Below are 22583 nucleotides of genomic sequence, written 5' to 3'. Positions count from 1 at the left end.
ACCTGCTTGTGCGGCCGTGGCGGAGTGTCTCCCCCGCGGACGGCCGGGATTCCCCGCCGGGAAGCTGTACTCATTCGATCGGGCCTCTCGCCAAAGTTAAGACTGAGCACTCAGTCGGTTTCGCAGAGGTTACCGAGTGCTCAGTCGGTTTGTCTATGCTTGCCTATGACCCGTTCCGACCATCGTGAGGAGATCAACCGTGTCCCCTGCCCAGAAGCCCAAAACCTCAGCGAAGGGCCTCGAGACACGGGATCGCATCGTCGACGTCGCCGTACGATTCATCGCCCGCAACGGAGCGCGCGGCACGAGCCTCGCCGACATCGCGGCCGAGGCCGGCGTGTCACAGACCGGGCTGCTCTATCACTTCCGCAGCAAGGAGGCCCTGCTCAACGCCGTCATGGATCGGCACCTGGCCTTCTCCGAGCAGTGGCTGTGGGGCGAGGGACCCGACCCCGGCATCAAGATCGTCGACATCATCGCCAAGCACATGGCCAGCTGGCCCAGCCAGCACGACAGCAAGGTGGCCAGCCTGCTCGGCATGAACACCGTCGTCCTCGGCGAAAACGTCAGCCCCGACACCGAACTGCACCAACGGCTGGTCGATGGCTACCGAACAACGATCGACCGCGTGACGGCAACCCTGCGGTCCGCACAGGAACGCGGCGAGATGCGGGAGGACATCGACCCGCAGCTCAAAGCAATGGAGATCATCGCTTTCTGCTCCGGCATCGAGGCCGCGTGGCTGGTGGACCCGAATATCCCGGTCGCCGCGGCAGCCGCCCAATGGGCCGCACAGCAGACCAGGCAGTTAGCGACCGGGCCGGCGACGTCCTGACGACACGCCACCGGGGCCGCGCTGCCGGCGAGCGAGGCCCCACTCTGTTCTCCCGGACTGCGGCCAGTGTGGGTGCCATCAGGGGTCCCGGTAGCAATGAAGAAATTTCCAACGAAGTAGCGCCTGACCTGCGATAACGCGAGAGCCGCCGCCTGGCGTCTCGGTTTGATCACGACGTTGGATCATGGCCAAGGAAGTTCGGGCTCGGGTACCGGCCAGGGATTACGGCCGTTGCTTCGCATCGTCGGCTCCGGCGTCCACCTCGGTGATGCTGGTGTCGTGGTCGCGCAGCATGCGCAGGACGGTCGCGGCCGAGGGGTGACGTCCCTTCTTCTTGCCGCTGGTGATGACGAGCCGGGCGGCGATGTCGCGCAGGCTGAGGTCCTGGCCGCGCAGGTGCAGGGCCATGGACAGCATGTTCTCGTCGGTGACGGCGGCGCCACCGATATGTTTGCCGCGGGCGCGGGCGGATTCGTGGCCTTCCAGGGTGCGGTCGCGGATGTACTCGCGTTCCATCCCCGACAGGGCGGCGAGCACGGTGAACACCACGCCCGAGGGGTCGTGGGAGCCCTGCAGTTCGCCGGTGAGGAACTCCAGGCCGATGCCGGCCGCCTTCAGTTGCTCGGCGAGGGCGGCCAGGTCCAGGCCGCGGCCGAGCCGCTTGTGCTCATGCACCACGAGCGTGACCGCCACCCCGGCCGCGCGCAGTTCCCGGGCCAGGGTGACAGCCTTGTCGAGCTCGGGCCGCACCGTGGCGCGGGTGGAGATCTTCTCGGCGAAGACGCGGGTGACGCCGGCGGCCTTGAGCGCGTCGAGCTGGGTGTCGAGGGATTGGCGGAGCGTGGAGGCGCGGGCGTAGCCGATCCGCGCGTGCCCGGCCGGTTCGGCGTCGGCCGCGACCGGGCGGGGCAGCTCGATCCACAGGGTGCCCGGCTTGCGCAGGGCCGGAGTGGGGACGTTGAGCGCCTTGGCGAACTCTGGCACGAGCCGGAAGCGGGCGGTGTGGTACTGGACGGCCACCTTGCCCCGGCCGGTCCGGCAGGGCGAGCCGGCCGGGGCGGCGCAGGAGGTCATCGGGCAGGCGTGGGCCTCCACGCGGAGGAAGTCGTCGTCGATCACCCCGAGATCGTTTCATAGGAGTGTTTCAGGCTGCCACCCGTTTGCACCGACTCATGAAACGGTGTTCGCCCAGAACGCGTCCGGCTGAAAGCGCTGTTTCATAGATGTTCGCCTATGAAACAGCAGTGCCATCAGCCCGCAGGCATGTCGGCGCCGGCCGACGGCCAGCCGAAGTCGGCCGGCCGGGCGATCGAGGCGGGAACTGCGGTCGGCGGAGGTGGCGGTCACGCTCGTGGTGCACGAGCACAAGCGGCTCGGCCGCGGCCTCGACCTCGCCGCTGTCGCGGGGTCGGACGGCGGCCCGCCGGTCAGCTGCCCTGGAACTGCAGCGCGCGGTTGGACATCCCAGATCGGGCATCCCGTCGGATCGCCGCGTACAGGTCGACCCGGGAACGCGGCTGCGTCATCGGTGGCACTCCTGACGTGAGCACGCCGTGGGCACGACTTTCGGCACCGGGCCACCGCCCGGGAACGGTGACCGCATGCGACCACAGCCCGGAATCACTGGCCCTACCGAGGTGTCTGGTCATGTGCTGCGCAGGGCTTCGGTGGGCGGTACTGAGTCGGCCCGGAGTGCGGGGTACGACCGACGACGGAACCGATGAGCAGCGAGTAGGCCAGGTCGAGTCCCACTGAAGCCCAGGTCAGTACGGCGGCCCGACCTTGCGTGACGAAGACGTTGGTGACGCGCACGCCCAGGATCAGGCCTGTGATGCCGCCGACGACATCAACCTCGACACCACCTGTCCGCCCCGTGTCCCTGGCGCGACGAAGATCTGCTTGCGCGGTGCCTAATCGGTCTTCCCGCAGCACCTCGCGGGCCCCTCAGCGTTCGCTGCTGAAGAACCGTAGCAACAGCGGGCCGACGGTCTGTGGGTCGACGACGTGATCCGGCCCCTCGAGGGTCTCCCGTTGAGCGTGGGGTAGTAGGTCTGCGAGCTCGTCGGCCGCGCGGTCGAAGAAGTCCGAGGGCAGGCCTGCCATGTAGGGGACCGTGATCGGTCCTCCGGTGGTGACCAGGACCGGTTGGGTGACCGTTGCCAGTCGATCGGCCGGCAATTGGTAGCGGTTGAGGAAGACGCTGTCGTGGACCAGCGTGGGCGCGAGGGCGACCGAATCCGCCCAATGCGCCGTCTGCTTGCCTGCCGCTTTCCTGGCCGCGATGTTGTCGTCGGAGGCGCCGGTCACGCGCATGAACAGTTCGAGAACCTCCTCGTCTCGCCCGGCGTCGAAGGCGCGTCGGGTGTCCGCGATGTACTCCTCGAATCGCGGGCGTATGTCGTCCCCGACCACATAGGGCACCTCCCACACGGCGATCGTGTCGATGGCTGACCCAGCCGCGGCGGCTTCCAGCGCCAGCGCGCCACCAGAGGACGCCCCGAACAGGTGTGCCGAGCCGCCTGCCTCCGCGATCAACGCATCCAGGTCCTCGATCTCCCTTTCCACGGCGTAGGGCTCGGTGAAGCCGCTAGCGCCGCGTCCCCGACGGGCATAGTTGTAAACCGTGAAGCGCTCGGCGAGAGCCGGCGCCAAGGGCGCATTCTCCACCCCGTCGTCGAGTCCCCCGCCCACCAGAATGACGGCCGGACCGCTTCCCTTCCGGTCGTAGGCGATGGTGGTGCCATCGTTTGACGTCACGCGAAAGGCCATCTCGTTCATCTCACATCTCCGTTCGAGAGGTTTGTCTCAGCGCCTGAGCAGCGTGCCGACGACGGCCTCGGTGCGCGACCAGCGCGCCTTTGCGATCACGGCCGCCACCACCAGGAATGCCAGCGGATGCCAGGGGCTCTGCTCGAGCACGAATTGATTGGTGATGGTGGCACCCGCCAGCAGCGCGACCAGCCCGAGACCGGCCATGCCCGCCAGTGCCGGGATCAGAAGTCCAACCCCTCCCGCGACCTCCAGCGCTCCGACCAGGTACCGGAGCCACTGGCCAGCCCCGATGTCGGCGAACATGTCCACCATGACCGGGTCGCCGGCGAGCTTCGAGATTCCGCCGCCGGCGATTATCGCCGCCAGCACGACTTGCAGAATCCAGACCCCGATGCTGCTCGCCCGCCCGGGCGTGTGCGCAACGGTTTCCGAGTTGTTCTTGGGGATGGCGCTCATTCGGCTCTCCTTGTCGTGTCCGGGTCTGGTGGCGGTGATGGCGTTGGCCGAGTGGGCCGGGTTGTCGGAGTTGATTTCGACCAAGTGCTCGCGGTAGCGGCATCTACTTCTTGTTGCGGTAGAGGACCATGGTGATGGGACCGAAGACCGCGACGAGAAGTACGGACGAGGCGAGCACCCAGCCGATTTCCCCGGCGGGCACCGAGCCGTGCATCAGGCCGCGTACCACGGTCGCCAGGTGGGTGATCGGGTTGACCTCGACGACCGCCTGCATCCACCCGGGCATCGTCTTCGGGTCCACGAAGATGTTGCTCACGAACGTCAGTGGGAACATCACCATCATGCTGACTCCCGCCACCGAGTTCGGCGTGCGCAGGATCAGGCTGAGCATCGTCCACAGCCACGACAGGCAGAACGAGAACACCAGCAGCAGCGCGACCGACAGCACCACGCCGACGGCGCCACCCTCCGGCCGGAACCCTAGGACCAGTCCGAGCGTGATCACGATCGCCGACCCGATCGAGTAGCGCATCACATCGCCGAGCAGGGCGCCGACCAGCGGCGACGGTCGCCACACCGGAAGTGACCTGAACCTGTCGAACACCCCCTTCTGGATGTCGGTGTTCAGCGTTATGCCGGTGTTCATGGTGATCATGACGTTCGCCTGCACCAGGATGCCGGGCAGCAGGAACTGCAGGTACTCCTGAGTCGACCCGGCGAGCGCGCCACCGAACAGGTAGGTGAACATCAGTGTGAACATGATCGGGAACATGGTCACGTCGACGAGCTGCTCCGGGACGTGTTTGATCTTCAGCAAAGCGCGCCAGCCGAATGTCAACGAGGTGAGCACCGGGCCGGGGCTAGACGGCCGCTCGCCGGCCAGCACACTGCGCAGCGCGTCCTCGGTGACCGGCGCCGACGCCTGCTCCGCGGACGTGGCATTCATGTGGCATCCTCCTGGGGTGTCTCCTCGGCGGCGTGTCCGGTCAGGGCGAGGAACACCTCGTCCAGGCTCGGCTGACCGAGCGCGAACTCGGTGACGTCGATGCCGCTGCGGGATAGCTCGGCCAGGGCGCGGGCGACCCGCTCGGGGTCGGAGATCCGCGCGGACAGCGCGACCGGGTCGGCGGACGGTTCGGCCGGCACGTCGAGAGCGGCGGCAAGGACCCGCTCGGCCTCGGCCCGCTGCTCGGGACTACGGAGGCGTACGTGCAGCGAGCCGGCGCCGACCGATGCCTTGAGCTGGCCGCTGGAGCCCTCGGCGATGACCTTCCCGTGGTCGATCACCGCTATGCGGTCGGCCAGCTGGTCGGCCTCGTCGAGGTACTGCGTGGTCAACAACACGGTCGTGCCTTCGGCGACCAAACCCCTGACGATCTCCCACACCTGGTTCCTGCTGCGCGGGTCGAGCCCGGTGGTCGGCTCGTCGAGGAAGATCAGTTCCGGGGGGACGACCAGGCTCGCTGCGATGTCGATGCGCCGGCGCATCCCGCCGGAGTACTTCTTCACCTGCCGGTCGGCGGCATTGGCGAGGCCAAACGCGTCGAGCAGGTCGGCCGCTCGCCGCCTGCCCCGCGGGCGCGAGTAGCCGAGCAGCCTGGCGAGCAGCAACAGGTTCTCCACCCCGGTGAGATCCTCATCGACCGACGCGAACTGCCCGGTAAGGCTCACCCGGGTCCGTACCGAACGCGCATCACGCACGACGTCGTAGCCGAGCACTTGCGCCTCTCCGGCGTCGGGGCGCAGGAGCGTGGCGAGTATGCGGATCGTGGTGGTCTTGCCCGCCCCGTTCGGGCCGAGCACGCCGTACACGCCACCGGCGCTCACGGCCAGATCCACACCGGCGACCGCGTGGGTCTTGCCGAAGCTCTTCTTCAACCCTCTCGTCTCGATCGCGAGCTTTCCCATGGGTTCGAGTCCTTCTCTCGGTGTTGCGAACGGATTGGTTGAGCTAGTCAAGTTTGACTACTTGGCCAGAGTGCACGAGGAGGAACGTCTAGTCAAGGTTGATTAGAAGCGCATCTTGAGGGGATCGTGGACCGTTCGCCACGAACCCGGATCATCGGCCATGGTGTAGGCGCCCTCAGACAGTCGTTTGCTCAGGCTCTTCGCCCACTCCAGTTCGGTGCGTGCGTGTCCCGCCCACAGTTCGGCCTGATCGCGGACGTGCTCGGGAATGTCGGGGTTCGGGTTCTCCCACCCCTTGGCCTGCCCTACGAGCTCCGCTTCCAGGCGCGCGACCCGCTCGTTAACCTGCGCGATGGCATCTGTCCTGGTCAGCATGGGCAACATGGCGATGGACGCGTTGAGCATGTCCGCGTCGTGGGTGCGCCGCAGACCGTCGCGGACCAGTTCGACCATCTCGTCACGTCCCCGAGCTGTCGCGCGGTACAAAACGCGCTCCGGCCCGGAGTTGCCCGGCTCGGCGTGTTCGGTGAGGAGGCCATCAGCCGCCGCCTTCTTCAGCGCGTGATAAATCGAGCCGGGCTTGATCTTGGCCCAACTCTCCGCACCCCAGCTCTGCAGTTCGGACCGCACCTGGTAGCCATGTGCGCCGCCGGAGAGGTGCACGATACCGAGTACCAGGAGCTTCGTCGCCGACATACGCCCACCTCCGCTCAACCCTCTCGTCTCGATCGCGAACTTTCCCATGGGTTCGAGTCCTTCTCTCGGTGTTGCGAACGGATTGGTAGAGACTATTCCAATTTGACTACTTGGCCAGAGTGCACGAGGAGGAACGTCTAGTCAAGGTTGATTAGAAGCGCATCTTGAGGGGATCGTGGACCGTTCGCCACGAACCCGGATCATCGGCCATGGTGTAGGCGCCCTCAGACAGTCGTTTGCTCAGGCTCTTCGCCCACTCCAGTTTGGTGCGTGCGTGTCCCGCCCGCAGTTCGGCCTGATCGCGGACGTGTTCGGGAATGTCGGGGTTCGGGTTCTCCCACCCCTTGGCCTGCTCTACGAGCTCCGCTTGCGCGCCCGCCAGGGTGGTGTCAACTCCCACCAACACTAGGGTGCCCTCCTGGTCTGGGTGGTGTCAGCACTGACCTACAAGCGGTGCTGGTGGAGACCTCCAAAGCCAACCAACCGAGCGATCCCGTCGCTCACCAGCGTCAATCCCCCGATCCGTCCTTAGCGTAGCTACCCGTCAGTAGAGTCCCGGAGCCCCGGGGGGGGGTGTTGTCGGCGTCGATCAGTACCGCCAGTTTCGCCGTGGCGTTGTCGGTGGTGCTCTCTGCGGCCATGCGCTGCGCCTTTCGACCTGATCGGCTCACGGATGGGTGTCGATCGCCCAGGCCCACTATCGCACCGACGCGATGTCGCCTTCGACCTAGCCCGTTCGCCGCCCGCCCGCTGCCGATGGCCGACACTATCGTCGGCCATCGGCGTAGACCAAGGTTCGCCCGAGGGGTTTGGCCCTTAGGGCGTCAGACCCAGCTCGCGCAGCTGCGCCGGCCGCAACGGCCGCCAGCCGCTGGTGTCGAGCTTGGCCAGTTCCGCCTCCACGTCCACGTTGATGACGCCGAAGAAGTTGATGTTGTCGCTGTGGCCGGGCGAGATGTGCGACAGGATCTCGTCCGGCACGTCCCGACCCTGGGAACGCAGCTCCAGCACCGCCCTGGAATAATATTCGGTCGTCCAGGCGACCACCGCGTTGGTCAGCAGGGTCAGGCACCACGCCTGCTCGGTCTGCTGCTCCAGGTGCGGCCGGGTGATGGTGCCCTGCTGGGCGTAGTGCAGGTCACGGCGGAGCGCGTGCAGGCTCTCGCCCTTGTTGAGCTGGCGGGAGATCTTCCTTCTGAAGACGGGGTCCGACAGGTATTTGGCCAGGTGGACGGTCCTGCGCAGCATGCCCCACTCCTTCAGCGCGGCGGCCAGGGTGTTCTGCCGCGAGGCGGCCGACCACTTGCCGACGATCAGCGAGGCGGTGGCCTGGCCGTACTTCAGCGACCCGGCCATCCGCAGCAGATCCGGCCAGCAACCGGCGATGAGGTCTTCATTCCAGCGCGCGCCCAGCAGCGGCCCGGCGTGCGGGTAGGGGTGTCGGTAAGAGTGGTGCAACCAAGTACATGCGTTGGCGTTATGCCTGTTCAGAGCCTCGCCAGCAAAGGGCGCCGAGCTCAGCCCGGCTGAGCTGGGCGAACGTCACCGCGCGGCGAAGCCCCGGACCGACCGGGCCCGGGGCTCCTGAAGCCGTTTGCTAGCAGTTCACGACGTTGCTGTAACCGAGGATCGCCGGGATCGCCGGGTAGGTGAACCGGATCTGCAGGCACCGCCCCGAGTTGTAGGCGTTCCTGGCGCTGTCGATGACGGTGTAGAAGATCAACGCGACACCTGCCTTGCAGGCGATCTTGACGGGCGCGCTCGGAATCCCGCTGCACAGCTCGGCGGCGCCGGCCGCCGCGCCGATGCCCCAGGCGATGGAGTTGTACGCGTTGATCGTCTCCTGCCGGTTGTACGTGATGCACATCGCCGGGTACCACCCGCCGATGAGACAGCCGGACACCCTCGGGTCGGCGACGATCGGGTAGACCGCGTCCGCGTCCGGCGTGACGACCTGGGTGACGGTGCTGCCGGTCACGACGTACTCCGTGGCGACCTCCTTGCCGTTGGCGTCGACGGCCCACGGGGTGGCGAACGAGGCGACGCCGAGGTCGACGCTGCCGTCGGACTTGAGCTTCGGCGTGACCCCCGCAGGCAGGCCGAGTTCGTAGGTGATCGAGTGGTCGGCGTCGGCCGAGTTCAGCACCGACGCGATGCGCAGCCCGTCGGGCAGGGCGTCCACGACGAACGAGGTGTCCTCACCAGTGACGACGGCGTCGCCGCCCACCAGTTCGGTCGCGCCGGTGGCCGGGAGGTTCACCGCGAGCGGGCCGAGGGTGATGGCCTGGCTCGCGTCGGCCGGGACCTTGAGGTCGCCGAGCGAGGTCGAGACCGACCCCGACGCCGTCAGGCTGGTCTGCTCCGACTCGGCACCCACGGCCACCGCGACGGCGTCGGCCGTCACGGCGGACGCGTCCCGCGCGTCGGCACTGGCACCCGCCGTGAGCAGGGACGGCGCCCACGTCGCCACGGTGACCGACAGCGTCACCGCGAGCGTGGCGAGGACCTTGCTTCCTGTTTTCATCGCTTGCTCCTTAGGAGAGGGACGGCTCCGCCCTGAGCGGTGGGAACGCCGGGCGGGAACCGGTTCCAAGCTCCGGCAACCCGCTATACGCGAGGTATATGCGCAGGTCTCAGAGCCAGCCGCGCGACCTCGCCACGCTGACCGCCTCGGCCCGGTTGCGGGCGCCCGTCTTCCCGATCGCCGACGACGGGTAGCTCCGCACCGTCCCCTGGGTGAGGAGGGGTGTCGGTAAGACTCGTGCAACCAGGTACACGCGATTGAGTTCGCCCGGCTCCGCGACGGTGCTCAGGTGGCGGTGAGGGATCTTTCCCGATCGTCGGGCATCGGTGATCGCACGGGGTCAGTATTGATCCGGATTCGTGGGATTTGCGGCGGCTGGGCTGCCCGCTTCGTGAGAGAGCCGGATGCCGCGTGGTGCGTGTGCTGGACGAGCACGAGCTCGTGGGGAACTGGACGCTGGTCGGGGAGGAGTTTGAGCTGCTGTCAGGTCGGCGGGGCGCGACAAGCTGGGGTTCGCTCTGCTGCTGCGCTTCTACGCGGTGCATGGCCGGTTCCCGGCGGGCCGTGCGGAGATCCCCGATCAGGCGGTCGCCTACGTGGCGCGGTTGGTGGATGTTCCCCCTCAGAGCTGGGGCTGTATGAGTGGGACGGCCGGACGATCAAGGCGCACCGCGGGGACATCGGAAAGTACTTCGGGTTCCGGGAGTGCTCACTCGCGGATGCCGACAAGGCCGCGCACTGGCTGGCCGTCAAGGTGTGCGACAAGGAGCGGCAGGCGGACCGCGACCGGATCCGGCGGATCATCGGGACGGCGCTGCGGCAGGCCGAGCGGTCGCAGACCGCCCACATCTCCAGCCGGCTCCGAGGCGATCCCGCTGCTGCTGGCCCTGATCGCCAAGAGCGCCGACCCGGGCGGAGAAGCCGAATCGCAGGCCGAGGATGACGGGGCGCTGTTCGACGTCGCGGAGGCGGCGGGGCTCAATCGCGTGTACCTGGTTGCACGAGTCTTACCGACACCCCGGGTAGCGCTTGGCGATCTCGGTCGGGGTGTCGTCGCGCACCAGGGTGACCCGGGTCAAGTCCCGCATCCGCGGCGTTAGGGCCTTGCCGACCAGGTCGAACAGCGCAAAGTTGATCAACGTGGCGCCGTGCGTATCCGTTGCGTGCTCGGTGATCGGAAGGTCGGTGGCGTTGCCGAGGAAGTCGTCCAGCACGTAGTGCGCCTCCCGCGCCGTCGGCACGATGATCTTCGTGCCGTACGTGGACCACTGGTCGGAGACGTGAGTGTAGGTGGACAGCACCTGACCGCCGTGAATGACCATGGTCCGGCCGGTCAGCGTCTTGCCACGGACCGGGAAACGCTGGCCGTCCGAGCTGGACATGGTGCCGCCACCGAACACCTTGGCCAGCTCCAGGCCGTAATGGTGGTCGACGATGGCCGTGTTGGCCTCGCGCAGCGTCTCCTCCCGTACGTACCACTCCATCGTCCAGGCCAGCACGTCGTAGGACACCCCGCAGGCCTCCGACATCCGGGCCAGGCCCAGGTTGGTGGACATCGCGATGAGCACGGCCAGGATGTTGCGCTTGGTCTCCGCCGACGTGCTCAGCTTGCGCCCGCCGGCGTGGGTGAAGCAGTCCAGGAAATGCGTGCGCGCGTCCAGCTCGATCAGCAGCGAGGCGATCGGCGCGAACGGCAGCATCGCGGCCAGCTCGTCCTTCAGCGCCTTGGCCTCGGCCGGCACGTCCTCGGCCGACAGCGGCGGCACCACCAGATGCTCGTCCTCATCCAGCCGGACCATGCCGGTGTCGCCCGGAGCGGCACCGGCCAGCGTCGTCTCCAGCTCTTCCAGGGCGGCGTGCAGTTCCTCCTTGCCCTGTTCCAGCGCGTCCGCCGCGTTCGGCGGCTTGCCCACCAGGCGGCAGTACTCGCCGCGCCGCGGCGCCCACTGCTCGGGCGTGTACAGGTAGGTGGCCGGGTCGGCGTAGCGGCGCGAGCCCGGCACGAAGACGTCCCCAGAGCGCAGCCCGTCCCGCAGGCACAAGATCACGCACAGTTCCCAGAAGTGGCGGTAGGCGGTGTCCTCACCGGACTTGCGGGCCTTGGCCAGGTAGTCGGCGTACTTGGCGGGCACGAACCCGGTCGGCGCGCCCGCGGGCACCTTCCGGCCGCCGAGCCGGTTCATCTCCTTCAAGATGGCCACGGCCTCCATCAGCTCGTCGGTGCCCGGTCCGCCCTGGAAGTCGATCGCGGCCAGCACGTTCGGGGTGAACTGGCGCAGATAGGTGTAGGAGGAGTCCAGCTCCGACAACCGGCCGTGATCGCGGGGCAGCGGATTCCACACATCAGAGGTGATCTCCCGCAGCCGCTGCATGCCGATCCGCTCGCGCAGCATCCCGCCCACCTCATCATCGGGGATCGACGGGTCGCCAGCACCGGCAGGATCAGCTCCATCACCAGCTGCCGGGCCTCGCCCTTCTTGGCCCGCTCGACCAGCGCCTCATCCGTCTTGGATTTGGCCCGCGACTCCCGCGCGCTGACGGCCTGGTCGAACAGGGCCACCACCTCATCCAGCTGGTCGACCGCGGCCTGGGCGACAAACGCCAGCAGGATCGGGAACTTGCGCTCCTTGCGCCGCTCCAGCCCCTGGTTGGTCGAACGGCGCGCGACCTGCGCCAGGAACCGGCGCCGCTCGTTCGGCAGCACCGACACATCCATCTGGTGCGCGTCGATCGCGCGCAGCCAGGCCAGCTTGTCGATCGCCGTCTTCACCGAGGTCGCCGACGCGTCCCGGGCCGGGCTGACCAGCCACTCCAGCCGCGTCATCCCCAGCCCCGCGTCCACCACCAGCATCCGTTCCAGATCGGCGCGGAGCTCCTTCGTCAGCAGGTGCCCCACCAGTTGCGAGGTCAGATCGGCGGCGCCCTTGCGGGCCGTGCCGACCATCTTGGCCAAGATGAGCGCGCCGGGCCGGATCACCTTGGCCGCCATCAGATACTCGCGCGCCAGGTTGAACAGCAGCGTCGGCGAGTCGTGCTCCATCGCCCGGTCCAGCAGGAACTGCTCCAGCTCCTTCATCGCCTGGCTGCCCGCCGGGGCGCTCTGCCACTCCAGATACCTGGCCACCTGGCCCAGGTGGTCCGAGCGGGTCTGCTCGCGCTTACCGTACAGCCGCCGGCGCCACGCCCAGCCGCTCCGCGACCCGGGCCACGGCCGCCGACGGTGCCGAGGCCACATCGTCGGGCACGAACCCCAGCCAGGGCAGCGTACAGAGCTGGACCAGCATGCCCAGCCGGTCGACAGGGCCCCGCCCGCTTGGACTCACGAACGCCACGTCAGCCGCCGTCGGCGTGAAATACCGGATCAACTCATCCGCGCTGATCTCCGGGAACGAGCACAGCTGGCCCAGCTGCTCCTCGGAGAACATCTTCTCTGACAATGCACCACTCCACGTGCCGTACCGGACAAAACCGGAACGACCGTAGCGGCAGTGATCATCGGCACGCCACAGAAGGTCAACTCCGCCGTTACCGCAGGTCAGGCGCTACTTCGTTGGAAATTTCTTCATTGCTACCGGGACCCCCATCAACGAACGTGTCACCAGCCCCAACCACGGATGATCACGACTGATTGTGTGCCTGTAATGGCAACTTCGCCGGGATAGATCACTTGACCGGGAACGCGCGCCCTTACCTGGGCCGGGGTCGTCTCCGTCGCGTTCGTGGGCTGGTCGGCGGCGATGACAGGCGGGCCGAACTCGTCCTGGACGCCCTGAAGCGGTTCGGCGACTTCCTCGCCAAGAAGGTGCGGCTCGGAGTCGACCAGTGGGGGAGTGGCGGCAAGGGCGTCGCCGAGTGACCGGCCCGTACTACAAGATGATCGCCGACGAGTTCCCGTACTTTACCCCCTACCCGAGGGGCCAGTACGACGGGGTGCGGACCCTGCTGCCGAACCTGACGGTGGCGCAGCCGCCCGGCCTACGAGTACGCCGAACTGTTCCGCGACCTGACCGACGACGAGCTGATCGCGCTGGCAACTGCGAAGTGCGGACGATCCTGCGCGACCAGCTGATGACCGGCCAGAAGACCCGAGGGCCGAGACGGCACCAGCAGCGTCGCGGCTCTCGAACCAATAGGAAATATACTTTGTAAAGGCGCCGGGCATTTGCCGCAAAACAACCGCCCCCACTAGCAGCTCACCAGCCTGAGAAGACGGCCCGCGTCCCCGGGACCATGCGGCGGGCTGCCAGCCGGGAAGCCAGCGACAACAGCGGAACTGGGGCGGCTATTCCTGCTGCTGGACGGCAGAAGGACCTGCACGCCTACCTGGCCGACCACCTCGGGCAGATCGACGACCAGGAGTGATCGTCTTCGGGTTTCTTGCAAGCGGTTGTTGCAGAAATCGCGACGCGACCAGGCGAAACCTCCTGCGGCAGTTGCAGTTTTACCTGGACGTATTGACGTTTCCTCCATGTAACGCGACTGTGTCTGCAACCGGTTGTTTGGCTGAACAGCCCAAACAACACACTCCTGACCGCTGCGTCGAAGACGCCCCGACCCGCCGGGGACTCGCCTCAAGGAGGTACATCCCGATTCAGGGACAAGCGGCCGGCCCCACCCGTGGCCGCCTGTGCCTTGCCGTGCGCTGCCGCCGGCATTCACCTCACCTCAAGGAGCTCCGGCCGACCCCGCACGCCACCCAGATCGCCGGACCGGGGCCGGGCTTCTCCAATTCACCCCTCAGGTAGCCACCTCCGACCGCACCGAGGCCGCTACCTCTGTTCGCCATGTCCGCAATCCCTCACATTCGCCCCCGCGATCGAGAAAAAGGGAGCTCGTCGTGCACCACAAGGATCATCTCGGCAGGAGAATCGCGGTCGTCCTGACCGCGGGCCTCACCACCGCCTTCGGGCTGGCGGTCGTGCTCGACACGCCCGCCTCGGCGGCGCCGTCCAACGGCGACTACACGCTGGTCAACGCCGGCAGCGGACTGTGCGCCGCGGTACCCGGGCAAAGCACCGGCGACGGTGTCCAGTTGACCCAGAACGCCTGCGCCACCGCGGCAGGACAGGTCTTCACCCTCACCGCCACGGGCAGCGGCTACCAGATCAAGGCCGGCCACAGCGGCAAGTGCGTCGGTGTTCGCGATGCCTCCACCAGCGCCGGCAAGGCGGTCCAGCAGGAGTCATGCACGGGGGCCGCTTCGCAGACCTGGCAGCTCACCGCGTCGGGATCCGACTACCGGGTGGTCAACGCCAACGGCGGCAAGTGCATCAACGTCAAGGACAACTCCACCTCCAGCGGCGCCCTGTTGCAGCAGAACTCCTGCGACTCGGTGGCGACCAAGCAGTGGACGCTGCGGCCCGCCGGCGGCGGCAACCCCAGCCCCAACCCGACTCCCACCGTCACTCCTACCGTGACGCCCACCCCGACTCCGACTCCGACCAGCGGCGGCGGGGACGGCAGCGGCCCCTGGCCCTCCGACACCGGCAGCGTGCACCAGACCACGACCCGCAACGTCGGCACGTTCTTCGACGGCGGCATGAAGCGTTACTACGGCATCGGCGACGGAGGCCAGGGCGAGAGCCAGGACCCGATGTTCGTGGTGGCCAACGGCGGCACCATCCAGAACGTCATCCTCGACGCCCCGGCCGGTGACGGCATCCACTGCGAGGGATCCTGCACCATCCGCAACGTGTGGTGGAACGACGTCGGCGAGGACGCCGCCACGTTCCGGTCCTCCAGTTCCTCCGCCACCTATCTGGTGGACGGCGGCGGCGCCAAGTCCGGTGCCGACAAGGTCTTCCAGCACAACGGCGCCGGCACGGTCACCATCAAGAACTTCCAGGTGCACGGCTCCGGCAAGCTGTACCGGGCGTGCGGCAACTGCTCCACCTCCTACCAGCGCCACGTGGTGATGGACGGCGTCACCGCCCGCTCCACCAAGGTCCTGGCCGGCATCAACTCCAACTGGGGCGACACCGCGCGCTTCAGGCGGATCACCGTCTACGGCAGCACCACCATCTGCGAGCGCTACAAGGGCGTGCCCAAGGGCAGCGAGCCCAGCAAGATCGGCGAAGGGCCCGACGGCACGTACTGCCTGTACTCCGAATCCGACATCACCCGCCGCTAGAGCCGCCGGACAGGCGCTGACGAAAGAGAGACGAGCATGAGACGAACAGCCGTCTTACGATTTCAGGCGGTACTGGTCACGGCGGTCACCGCGGCCGCGGTCGGCGTGGCCGTTCCCATGATGCAGGCGTCGGCGGCGGCCGGCACCGCCACCGGATACGCGAGCGTCAACGGCGGGACCACCGGCGGCGCGGGCGGGCAGACGGTGCGGGCCACCACCGGGACCGCGATCCACGCCGCTCTGTGCGGCCGGGCCAGCAGCAGCACCCCGATCACCATCGAGGTCGAGGGCACCATCAACCACGGCAACACCGGCAAGGTGTCGGGCGCGAGCTGCAACACCGCGGCCGGCGTGATCGAACTCAAGCAGATCAGCAACGTCACGATCATCGGGGTCGGCAACGGCGCCGTCTTCGACCAACTGGGCATCCACATCCGCGAGGCCCGCAACATCGTCATCCGGAACGTGACGGTCCGGAACGTCAAGAAGTCGGGATCGCCCACGTCCAACGGCGGCGACGCCATCTCCATGGAGAGCAGTGTCCGCAACGTCTGGGTCGACCACGTCACCCTGGAGGCCTCGGGCGGGGAGCCGGAGGGGTTCGACGGCCTCTTCGACATGAAGGACGACACCCAGTACGTGACCCTGTCCTACAGCATCCTGCGGAACTCCGGCCGGGGCGGGCTCATCGGGTCGAGCGAGAGCGACCGCTCCAACGGCTTCATCACCTTCCACCACAACCTGTACGAGAACATCGACTCCCGCACGCCCCTGCTGCGTGGCGGCATAGCTCACATCTACAACAACTCCTATGTGAACCTGCACGAGTCCGGCATCAACTCCCGGGCCGGAGCCCGCGCCAAGGTGGAGAACAACCACTTCAAGGACTCCAAGGACGTGCTGGGCACCTTCTACACCAGCGAGGCCGGCTACTGGCAGGTCGGCGGCAACGTCTTCGACAACGTGACCTGGTCAGCCCCCGGCAGCGAGAACCAGCCCGCCGGTCCCAACCCGCAGTCGAACACCACCGTCAGCATCCCCTACTCCTACAGCCTCGACGGGGCGGGCTGCGTCCCGGCCATCGTCCGCCAGACGGCGGGCGCCCAGAAGGGCCTGCAGGTGTCCAACGGCAACTGCGCACCCCAGACACCCACGCCGACACCCACGCCGACACCCACGCCGACACCCACGCCGACACCCACGCCGACACCCACGCCGACACCCACCGGCCCCACGCCGACGGCCAGTCCCACCCCGACGGCCAGCCCCACGCCCGGCGGGAACAACCTCAGCATCGGAGCGGGTTCCGACGGCTCCAGCAAGGGCGGCGGGACGAGCTACGGCAACGTGCGGGACGGCGACATGAGCACCTACTGGTCGCCCGCCGGTTCGACCGGTGACATCTCGATCAAGTGGAGCTCGGCCCGGCAGGTCTCCAGGATCGTCATCCGGGAGGCGGCGGGCTCCACGGGCGTCATCGGATCCTGGCAGACCCTCGACGGCACCACCGGCGCGGTCCTGAAGACCGGCAGCGGAGCGGGCGTCGTCACCTTCGCCCCGACCTCGCTCAGCAAGATCACCTTCAGGATCGTCGGCTCCACCGGCACGCCGAAGGTCGCCGAGTTCGAAACCTACGCCGGCTAGCGGCTCCCGATCGGGAGACCCTGGTCCTGCGGATGCACAACGAGGGCGCCCGCCGCGACGCGGATCGCGAACGTCACGCTACCGGCCCGGTAGCGGTCGTCCGACCACTCCGCCGGGCGCCCTTCCCACGTCGTCGCCGCACTGGACGCCCGGCGGAAGTTCACCCGGCCACATCGCCCCCGGACCAACGGCAAAGCCGAACGCCTCAACCGCACCATGGCCACCGAATGGGCCTACCGCCGGCCTTACGCCAGCAACCAGCACCGCACCCAGGCATTGAAACCCTGGCTGGAGTACTGCGACACCAGCCGCCCTCACTCAGCTTTCGGCGGTAGGCCACCCATCAGCAGACCGTCACCAAGTTCATCTAGGCGTTGATCCACCACACCTGCTCGCCGCCGCCGTGGCAGCGCCACTGGGTGATGTCGGTCCATTCCGCGGTGTGCCGGGCATCCAGGCACTTCTTGCCCGCCAGGTTCTGGAACTCGTAGTAGCCGTCGTCGCGCGGCCAGATCAGCCAGATCTGGTTGGTGCCCTTGTGACACGACCACGTCATCGCGGTCGCGCCGTCCACGCTGGACCAGCCGCCGATCTCCAGGCACGCCTTGGTCTTGCTGTTGATCACGAAGTACTGCCTGGCCACCTCGTTGCCGGCCGCGTCCCTGACCTTGACGAGATCCCAGCGGTCGGAGCCCCAGCCCGAGTTGCAGTTGAGCACCAGCACGTTGCCGCCGTCGACGCCGGGGCCGTTGACGCAGCGCCGGTCCCGGATGTTCCACAGCAGCACGTTGCGCCGTTCGCCAGGCGCCTCCGCGAGGGCCGCCCGGCCCGCCGAGGCGGCGGTGGCCGGGGCGGCGGAGAGGACGAGCCCGGCCGCGGCCGTGGCGAGGGTCAGGGCGGTGGCGGTCAGTCGCTTCATTTCGAGTCTCCCTGCGTCGGGTGATGTCCGGACGACCGTCACATGGGGCGTCTACGCAGGTCGAGGCGCGCGGGATCGTCCGTACAAGCCCGTACAGGACGGACTGGGGGGAAGAGCGGGGAAGTGGTGCGCCCACTCGGCCGGGCCGAGCTCCCCGGCGCGGGCGCAGACCTCGGCGGCCACCTCCTCCGGGTCGAGCCGCCACAGGCGGGCGGTGGCGTCGCCGCTTCCGGTGACCAGCGTGCGGCCGGTCGCGGCGACCGCGTAGAGGGTGTCCGTGTGGGCGGTCAGGATCGTCGGGGTGTACGGCTCGGCCGTGGACCACAACCGCAGGGTGCGATCGGCCCCGGCGGTGGCCAGGGTTGTGCCGTCCGGGGTGAAGACCAGCCCGTTGACGTTCTTGGTGTGGCCGGTCAGAACAGTGAGCCGGCGTGGTCTGCCCGGATCGTGCACGTCCCAGAGCCGCACCGTGTGGTCGGTGCCCGCGGTGGCCAGGGTCCGGCCGTCGGGGGAGAACCGGACCCGCAGCACGCTCGCCGTGTGGCCCCTCAGCGTGGCCAGCGGCCGGGTGAGGTCGGCCGGGTTCCAGAGGTGGACGAGGTGGTCGGCGCCCGCCGTGGCCAGCACCTTCCCCGACGGGGCGTACATCGCGGCCATCACCGGGCCGGCGTGCGGGCGGAATGTGGTCACCGGGCGGGGGTCGCCCGGCGCCGTCACGTCCCAGATCCGGACGGTCTCGTCGGCTCCGGCGCTGACCAGCGTGCGGCCGTCGGGGGAGAAGTCGGCGGAGAAGACGTTGTCGGTGTGGCCCGTCAGCGTGCCCGCCGGGCGGCCGGTGGCCTCCCAGAGGCGGACGGTGAAGTCGAGGCCCGAGGTGGCCAGGTAACGGCCGTCCGCCCGGAAGTCCACCCAGGTCACGCCGTCGGTGTGGCCCTTGAGGGTGGCCAGGAGGGTGCGGTCGGCCACCCGCCACAACTTCGCGGTGCGGTGGCTGCCGGTGGCCAGGAGCGTGCCGTCGGGGCTGAACTCGGCGGCGGTGACCGCGCCGGTGTGGCCGGTGATCACGTCGCCGGGCAGCTCCCAGAGCCGCACCACGTTGTCCTGGCCGCCGCTGACCAGCGTGCGGCCGTCGGGGGAGAAGGCGACGGTGTAGACGACGTCGGTGTGGCCCTCCAGGGTGGCGGGCGCACCCGGCAGGTCCTTGTCCGCGACGTCCCACAGCTTGACCGTGGTGTCGTAACTGCCGGAGGCGACGGTCCGGCCGTCGGGTGAGAACGCGACCGCGACCACACCGTTGCGATGCCCGTCGAGCACGGTCACGCCGTCGCCCCGGAGATCCCACACCCGGACACTGGCGTCGAAGCTGCCGGTGGCCAGGTATCGGCCGTCAGGGCTGAAAGCGGCCGACAGCAGCCGGTCGGTGTGTCCCTTCAGACGCCGCAGCTCGCGGGGGTCCTCGCGGTCGCGCACATCCCACAACACGATCTCGTCCACGCCGTGCCTGGCGGCGAGGGTGTGCCCGTCGGGGCTGAACACCACCGGTCCGGTGTTGCCCTCCTCGCCGTCGATCGTGGTCAGCGAGGACGGGCGGTAGGGATCGGTGACATCCCACAGCCGCACGGTTCCGTCGTAGGACGAGCTGGCGAGGGTGCGGTCGTCGGGGCTGATGGAGATGCGCCGGACGCCCAGGGTGTGACCGGTGAGCGTGGCGATCCTCTTCGGTTCGCGGGGGACGGCGAGGTCCCAGATTCGCAGGGTCGCGTCGTCGGACCCCGTGATCAGATACCGGCCGTCCCGGGTGAAGCCGGCCGCGGTGACACCCTTGGCGTGGCCCGGGATCGTGGAGAGGTGGCGGTGATCACCGCCGTCGTAGAGGCGGATCGTGCCGTCGAGCGCGCCGGACAGGAGCAACCGGCCGTCGTGGCTGAACCCCGCCGCGTACACGGGGAGCGTGTGTCCGGTGAGCCGGGTGTTGTAGGGCACGGCGAAAGAGCTGAGAAGCGAGCCGAGAGCCTCGGGCGCGGGCGTCATCCGGTAGGCCGCCAGGCTGAGCCGCGCGGACAGCGCGGGGTCGGCTGCCCGGAGCGCCGTGGCGTCCTGCGCCACCTTCGCCGAGAAGGCGAGATCGAGCCGGTCCTGCTGCTCCCGCAGGTCCAGCTGTCCCCGGTAGGCGGCGACGCCCGCCCCCGCCGCCAGCAGCACGAGCACGGCCAGCACCGCGACCAGGCGCTGCAATACGCGGGTGCGCCGCCGCTCCGCCGCGTGTTCGTCGTTCTCGCGGCGGGCCGAGGCGTGCAGGAACTCACTGGCCAGTGCGCTCAGGTCGGCCGAGGCGGGCGAGGTCTCCACCCACTCCAGCGCCGAGGCCAGCCGCGTCCCCCGGTAGAGCGCCGCCGGGTCGCGCAGCTCGCGCCGCCACGTCCCGGCCGCCGCCTCCAGCCTGCGCCCGACCACCAGTGCGGCCCGATCGGCCTCCAGCCAGGAGCGCAGCAGCGGCCACGCCGTGAGCAGCGCCTCGTGGCTGATGCGCACGGTGTCGGCCTCCACCGTGATCAGCCGCTGGGCGACGAACCGGTCGAGCACGTCCTCGACGTCGTCCCGCCCCGCCAGCAGTTCGTCGGTGCGCAGGTGGCGGCGGGTGTCGGCGGTGTCGTTGGACACGTGGACGAGATCGAGGAAGAGCCGACGGGCCAGCTCGCGCTGCCGGGCATCCAGCTCGTCGTACACCTTGGCGGCGCTGGCCGCGACCGCGCCGTCGATGCCGCCCGTGTCGCGGTAGTCGGCGATGGTCAGGCGCCGTCCTTTGCTGCGCGACCAGGTGGCGTAGAGGGCGTGGGAGAGCTGCGGCAGCGCCGCCGGGTCGCCGCGCCCGTCGCGCAGCAGCAGCTCGACCAGCCCGTCCTCCAGCTCGATGCGGGCCTTGCGCGCCGGTTCCTGGATGGCCAGCCGCAGTTCGGCCTCTCCCATCGGGCCGACCGCGAGCTGCTCGGCCGCCACGAGTTCGGCGTACCGGAGCAGCTCGCCGTAGAAGTCGGCCCGCAGCCCGAGCACCACGACGACCCCGCCGCGCGCCGCCGCGCACACTCGCGCGATGAACGCGCGCCGCTCCTCTTCGGTCGCCTCGACGGTGAACAGTTCCTCGAACTGGTCGACCACCACCGTCGGCCGCCCGGTGAGCGGCAGGTGGGCGAGCGGCTGAGATCCGGGCGTACCGAGAAGGGTGTTCTCGACCCCGAGCGACGCGACGAGCCCCGCCCTGAGCAACGAGGACTTACCGGAGCCTGAGGCCCCGACCACGACCTGCACCCCACCACCGGCCGCTCGCAGCTCCTCCACCCGGGCGACCAGCACCTCCACGAGCCTGGCCCGTCCGAAGAACCACTCGGCGTCACCGGGTTCGAAACAGTTCAGTCCCTTGTACGGCACCGCCCCAGCGGGCCGCCTCCCGGGCACCCGCCGCACCCGCAGCCAGGCGCTCAACCAGGGATCCGGCGCCACCTCGCAGAAGTCGAGCAGCCGCACGAACAGATCGCGCATCGCCGGGGAGGGCAGCCCCCGCCCGGAGAACCAGTCGCCCAGGGTGCTGTGTGCTCCCTGGACGTCGAGCCGGACCGCGATCTGCCGCACGGTCAGCCCGGTGCGTTCGCGGAGAAGAGTGAGGCCGCGGGCGAATTCCTGGCGGGTGACGATGAGCGCTGGGTCGGGGAGATCATCCACGTGTCCTGATTCTCAGGCCGTCTTCCTCCCCACTCCAGTGCCCGGAACGGCATAGCTGGAGGCACAACTTTCGTGGTGTGTGAGGTTCTGTGTGAGCTCCGCCCGACAGGGTGTTCACCTCGGGCGCCGGAATCGGCCCCGGAACCCCCAGGTCAGGACCACACAGTGAGAGTGCCCAGGTGGGTGAACTCTCCGGTGATCGGGCGGCCCGGTTCCAGCGGGACGGCGTCGGTCATTCCACCGGTGAGGACGATCCAGCCCTCCTCCAGGGCCAGTCCCCGTTCGGCGAGCGAGTTCGCGGCCAGTGCGAGCGCCCGCGCCGGATGGCCTTGGACGGCCGCTCCTGTCGCGGTGTCCACCACCGCGCCCGCCACCCCCAGCACGCACGCCTCCAGCGCGAGGTCCAGCCCGGCGGGGTCCGCCTCCACGTCACCCACGACGAAGCAGGCCGACGACGCGTTGTCGGCGACCACGTCGGCGAGGGTGAACCGGAAGTCGCGGTAGCGGCTGTCGATCACTTCGAGGCCCGCCGACACGCTCCGCACCGCGGCCATCGCGGACGTCGGGGTGACCCCGGGGCCTTCCAGCCGCCGCCCGAGTGTGAAGACGATCTCGGGTTCCACTCTCGGGTGGATGAGCCGGTCGACCGGGACGGGTGTGCCGGCGTCGAGGGCCATGCCGTCGGTGAGCCAGCCCGTGAGCGGCGCGTTCACGCCCATGCGCCGCTGCTTGGCTCGCGAGGTGAGGCCGAGCTTGACCCCGACGATCCTCTCGCCGTCGGCGACCCTGGCCGCCACCAGGTCCGACTGCACCCGGTAGGCGGTGCCGAGGTCGAGGCCGGGCCAGTCGTCGGTGAAGGGGTGGCGCGCGGTGCGGGCCGATTCCGCCGTGCGCAGTTCCTCGACGGCTCTTTCGACCGTCCATGTGTTCATGGTGGCCACCGTGGACGGCTCCGGGCACGAGTTCCACCCGGCATTCCCAC

18 protein-coding genes and 2 pseudogenes are annotated in these 22583 nt (G+C 68.7%); 6 read left to right on the top strand and 14 right to left on the bottom strand.

Going from position 1 to position 22583, the window contains the following annotated elements; genetic code table 11:
• Positions 1 to 199: 199 nt before the first annotated feature.
• Complete coding sequence (locus tag AW273_RS25715) at positions 200 to 835, top strand: TetR/AcrR family transcriptional regulator (protein ID WP_062353155.1); 636 nt, start codon at positions 200 to 202, stop codon at positions 833 to 835.
• Positions 836 to 1057: 222 nt separating this feature from the next.
• Here the strand turns inward: AW273_RS25715 and AW273_RS25710 are convergent, their stop codons facing one another.
• The 11 genes and pseudogenes from AW273_RS25710 to AW273_RS38800 form a co-directional block, all read right to left on the bottom strand.
• Positions 1058 to 1954, bottom strand: coding sequence for a recombinase family protein (locus AW273_RS25710; RefSeq protein WP_232327589.1), 897 nt, complete (start codon positions 1952 to 1954; stop codon positions 1058 to 1060).
• Between the two features lie 825 nt (positions 1955 to 2779).
• Positions 2780 to 3613: an alpha/beta fold hydrolase gene (locus AW273_RS25705; protein ID WP_062353152.1), complete on the bottom strand. Its 834-nt coding sequence runs from the start codon at positions 3611 to 3613 to the stop codon at positions 2780 to 2782.
• Between the two features lie 27 nt (positions 3614 to 3640).
• Positions 3641 to 4063 carry a DoxX family protein gene (locus tag AW273_RS25700; RefSeq protein ID WP_062353149.1) on the bottom strand — a complete coding sequence of 141 codons (423 nt, stop codon included), beginning with the start codon at positions 4061 to 4063 and terminating at the stop codon, positions 3641 to 3643.
• Positions 4064 to 4166: 103 nt separating this feature from the next.
• The gene (locus AW273_RS25695; protein ID WP_062353147.1) at positions 4167 to 5009 is read right to left on the bottom strand and encodes an ABC transporter permease; all 843 of its coding nucleotides are present in this window, start codon (positions 5007 to 5009) and stop codon (positions 4167 to 4169) included.
• Positions 5006 to 5971 carry an ATP-binding cassette domain-containing protein gene (locus AW273_RS25690; RefSeq protein WP_062353145.1) on the bottom strand — a complete coding sequence of 322 codons (966 nt, stop codon included), beginning with the start codon at positions 5969 to 5971 and terminating at the stop codon, positions 5006 to 5008. Before AW273_RS25690 ends, AW273_RS25695 begins: the two co-directional genes overlap by 4 nt.
• A gap of 102 nt (positions 5972 to 6073) precedes the next feature.
• Positions 6074 to 6667, bottom strand: coding sequence for a PadR family transcriptional regulator (locus AW273_RS25685; RefSeq protein ID WP_062353143.1), 594 nt, complete (start codon positions 6665 to 6667; stop codon positions 6074 to 6076).
• 151 nt (positions 6668 to 6818) lie between these two features.
• Complete coding sequence (locus AW273_RS25680; RefSeq protein WP_157556142.1) at positions 6819 to 7067, bottom strand: hypothetical protein; 249 nt, start codon at positions 7065 to 7067, stop codon at positions 6819 to 6821.
• Positions 7068 to 7483: 416 nt separating this feature from the next.
• On the bottom strand, positions 7484 to 8125 hold the full coding sequence (locus AW273_RS25675; protein ID WP_198168353.1) for a Tn3 family transposase: 642 nt from the start codon (positions 8123 to 8125) through the stop codon (positions 7484 to 7486).
• A 139-nt stretch (positions 8126 to 8264) separates the two neighbouring features.
• Positions 8265 to 9191, bottom strand: coding sequence for a hypothetical protein (locus tag AW273_RS25670; RefSeq protein ID WP_157556140.1), 927 nt, complete (start codon positions 9189 to 9191; stop codon positions 8265 to 8267).
• Between the two features lie 1007 nt (positions 9192 to 10198).
• Entirely contained in the window at positions 10199 to 11584 is a 1386-nt protein-coding gene (locus tag AW273_RS25665; RefSeq protein ID WP_157556138.1) for a Tn3 family transposase, read from the bottom strand.
• 596 nt (positions 11585 to 12180) lie between these two features.
• Positions 12181 to 12616: pseudogene (locus AW273_RS38800) on the bottom strand (DUF4158 domain-containing protein); the annotation flags it as partial.
• 242 nt (positions 12617 to 12858) lie between these two features.
• Between AW273_RS38800 and AW273_RS25650 the strand changes: the two are divergent.
• The 5 genes and pseudogenes from AW273_RS25650 to AW273_RS36570 all read left to right on the top strand — a co-directional run.
• Positions 12859 to 13047, top strand: a complete 189-nt coding sequence (locus AW273_RS25650) for a hypothetical protein (RefSeq protein ID WP_062353128.1) — start codon at positions 12859 to 12861, stop codon at positions 13045 to 13047.
• 374 nt (positions 13048 to 13421) lie between these two features.
• On the top strand, positions 13422 to 13553 hold the full coding sequence (locus tag AW273_RS39200; RefSeq protein ID WP_269750262.1) for a hypothetical protein: 132 nt from the start codon (positions 13422 to 13424) through the stop codon (positions 13551 to 13553).
• A gap of 475 nt (positions 13554 to 14028) precedes the next feature.
• The gene (locus AW273_RS39195; protein WP_083950045.1) at positions 14029 to 15321 is read left to right on the top strand and encodes a pectate lyase; all 1293 of its coding nucleotides are present in this window, start codon (positions 14029 to 14031) and stop codon (positions 15319 to 15321) included.
• 36 nt (positions 15322 to 15357) lie between these two features.
• Complete coding sequence (locus AW273_RS25640; protein ID WP_062353125.1) at positions 15358 to 16965, top strand: pectate lyase family protein; 1608 nt, start codon at positions 15358 to 15360, stop codon at positions 16963 to 16965.
• Positions 16966 to 17121: 156 nt separating this feature from the next.
• A pseudogene (locus AW273_RS36570) lies at positions 17122 to 17343 on the top strand (integrase core domain-containing protein); the annotation flags it as partial.
• Here the strand turns inward: AW273_RS36570 and AW273_RS25635 are convergent.
• The 3 genes from AW273_RS25635 to AW273_RS25625 all read right to left on the bottom strand — a co-directional run bounded on the left by AW273_RS25635 (position 17333) and on the right by AW273_RS25625 (position 22533).
• The gene (locus tag AW273_RS25635; RefSeq protein WP_062353123.1) at positions 17333 to 17884 is read right to left on the bottom strand and encodes an RICIN domain-containing protein; all 552 of its coding nucleotides are present in this window, start codon (positions 17882 to 17884) and stop codon (positions 17333 to 17335) included. The pseudogene AW273_RS36570 and the gene AW273_RS25635 sit on opposite strands and share 11 nt — an antisense overlap.
• Before the next feature lie 51 nt (positions 17885 to 17935).
• Positions 17936 to 21601, bottom strand: coding sequence for an nSTAND1 domain-containing NTPase (locus tag AW273_RS25630; protein WP_062353119.1), 3666 nt, complete (start codon positions 21599 to 21601; stop codon positions 17936 to 17938).
• 152 nt (positions 21602 to 21753) lie between these two features.
• Positions 21754 to 22533, bottom strand: coding sequence for a 2-keto-4-pentenoate hydratase (locus AW273_RS25625; protein ID WP_062353311.1), 780 nt, complete (start codon positions 22531 to 22533; stop codon positions 21754 to 21756).
• Positions 22534 to 22583 lie beyond the last annotated feature (50 nt).

This window comes from Herbidospora yilanensis (assembly GCF_001570565.1).
GTDB classification, from domain to species: Bacteria; Actinomycetota; Actinomycetes; order Streptosporangiales; family Streptosporangiaceae; genus Herbidospora; species Herbidospora yilanensis.
This window is presented reverse-complemented; position numbering and strand designations above follow the sequence as displayed.

What these genes read in the sequence shown, in the direction of transcription:
- AW273_RS25705 (WP_062353152.1), bottom strand. Translation starts at nt 3,613, where the DNA reads ATGAACGAGATGGCCTTTCGCGTGACGTCAAACGATGGCACCACCATC.
- AW273_RS25700 (WP_062353149.1), bottom strand. Translation starts at nt 4,063, where the DNA reads ATGAGCGCCATCCCCAAGAACAACTCGGAAACCGTTGCGCACACGCCC.
- AW273_RS25695 (WP_062353147.1), bottom strand. Translation starts at nt 5,009, where the DNA reads ATGAATGCCACGTCCGCGGAGCAGGCGTCGGCGCCGGTCACCGAGGAC.
- AW273_RS25690 (WP_062353145.1), bottom strand. Translation starts at nt 5,971, where the DNA reads ATGGGAAAGCTCGCGATCGAGACGAGAGGGTTGAAGAAGAGCTTCGGC.
- AW273_RS25685 (WP_062353143.1), bottom strand. Translation starts at nt 6,667, where the DNA reads ATGTCGGCGACGAAGCTCCTGGTACTCGGTATCGTGCACCTCTCCGGC.
- AW273_RS25670 (WP_157556140.1), bottom strand. Translation starts at nt 9,191, where the DNA reads ATGAAAACAGGAAGCAAGGTCCTCGCCACGCTCGCGGTGACGCTGTCG.
- AW273_RS25665 (WP_157556138.1), bottom strand. Translation starts at nt 11,584, where the DNA reads ATGCTGCGCGAGCGGATCGGCATGCAGCGGCTGCGGGAGATCACCTCT.
- AW273_RS39200 (WP_269750262.1), top strand. Translation starts at nt 13,422, where the DNA reads ATGCGGCGGGCTGCCAGCCGGGAAGCCAGCGACAACAGCGGAACTGGG.
- AW273_RS25640 (WP_062353125.1), top strand. Translation starts at nt 15,358, where the DNA reads ATGAGACGAACAGCCGTCTTACGATTTCAGGCGGTACTGGTCACGGCG.
- AW273_RS25635 (WP_062353123.1), bottom strand. Translation starts at nt 17,884, where the DNA reads ATGAAGCGACTGACCGCCACCGCCCTGACCCTCGCCACGGCCGCGGCC.
- AW273_RS25625 (WP_062353311.1), bottom strand. Translation starts at nt 22,533, where the DNA reads ATGAACACATGGACGGTCGAAAGAGCCGTCGAGGAACTGCGCACGGCG.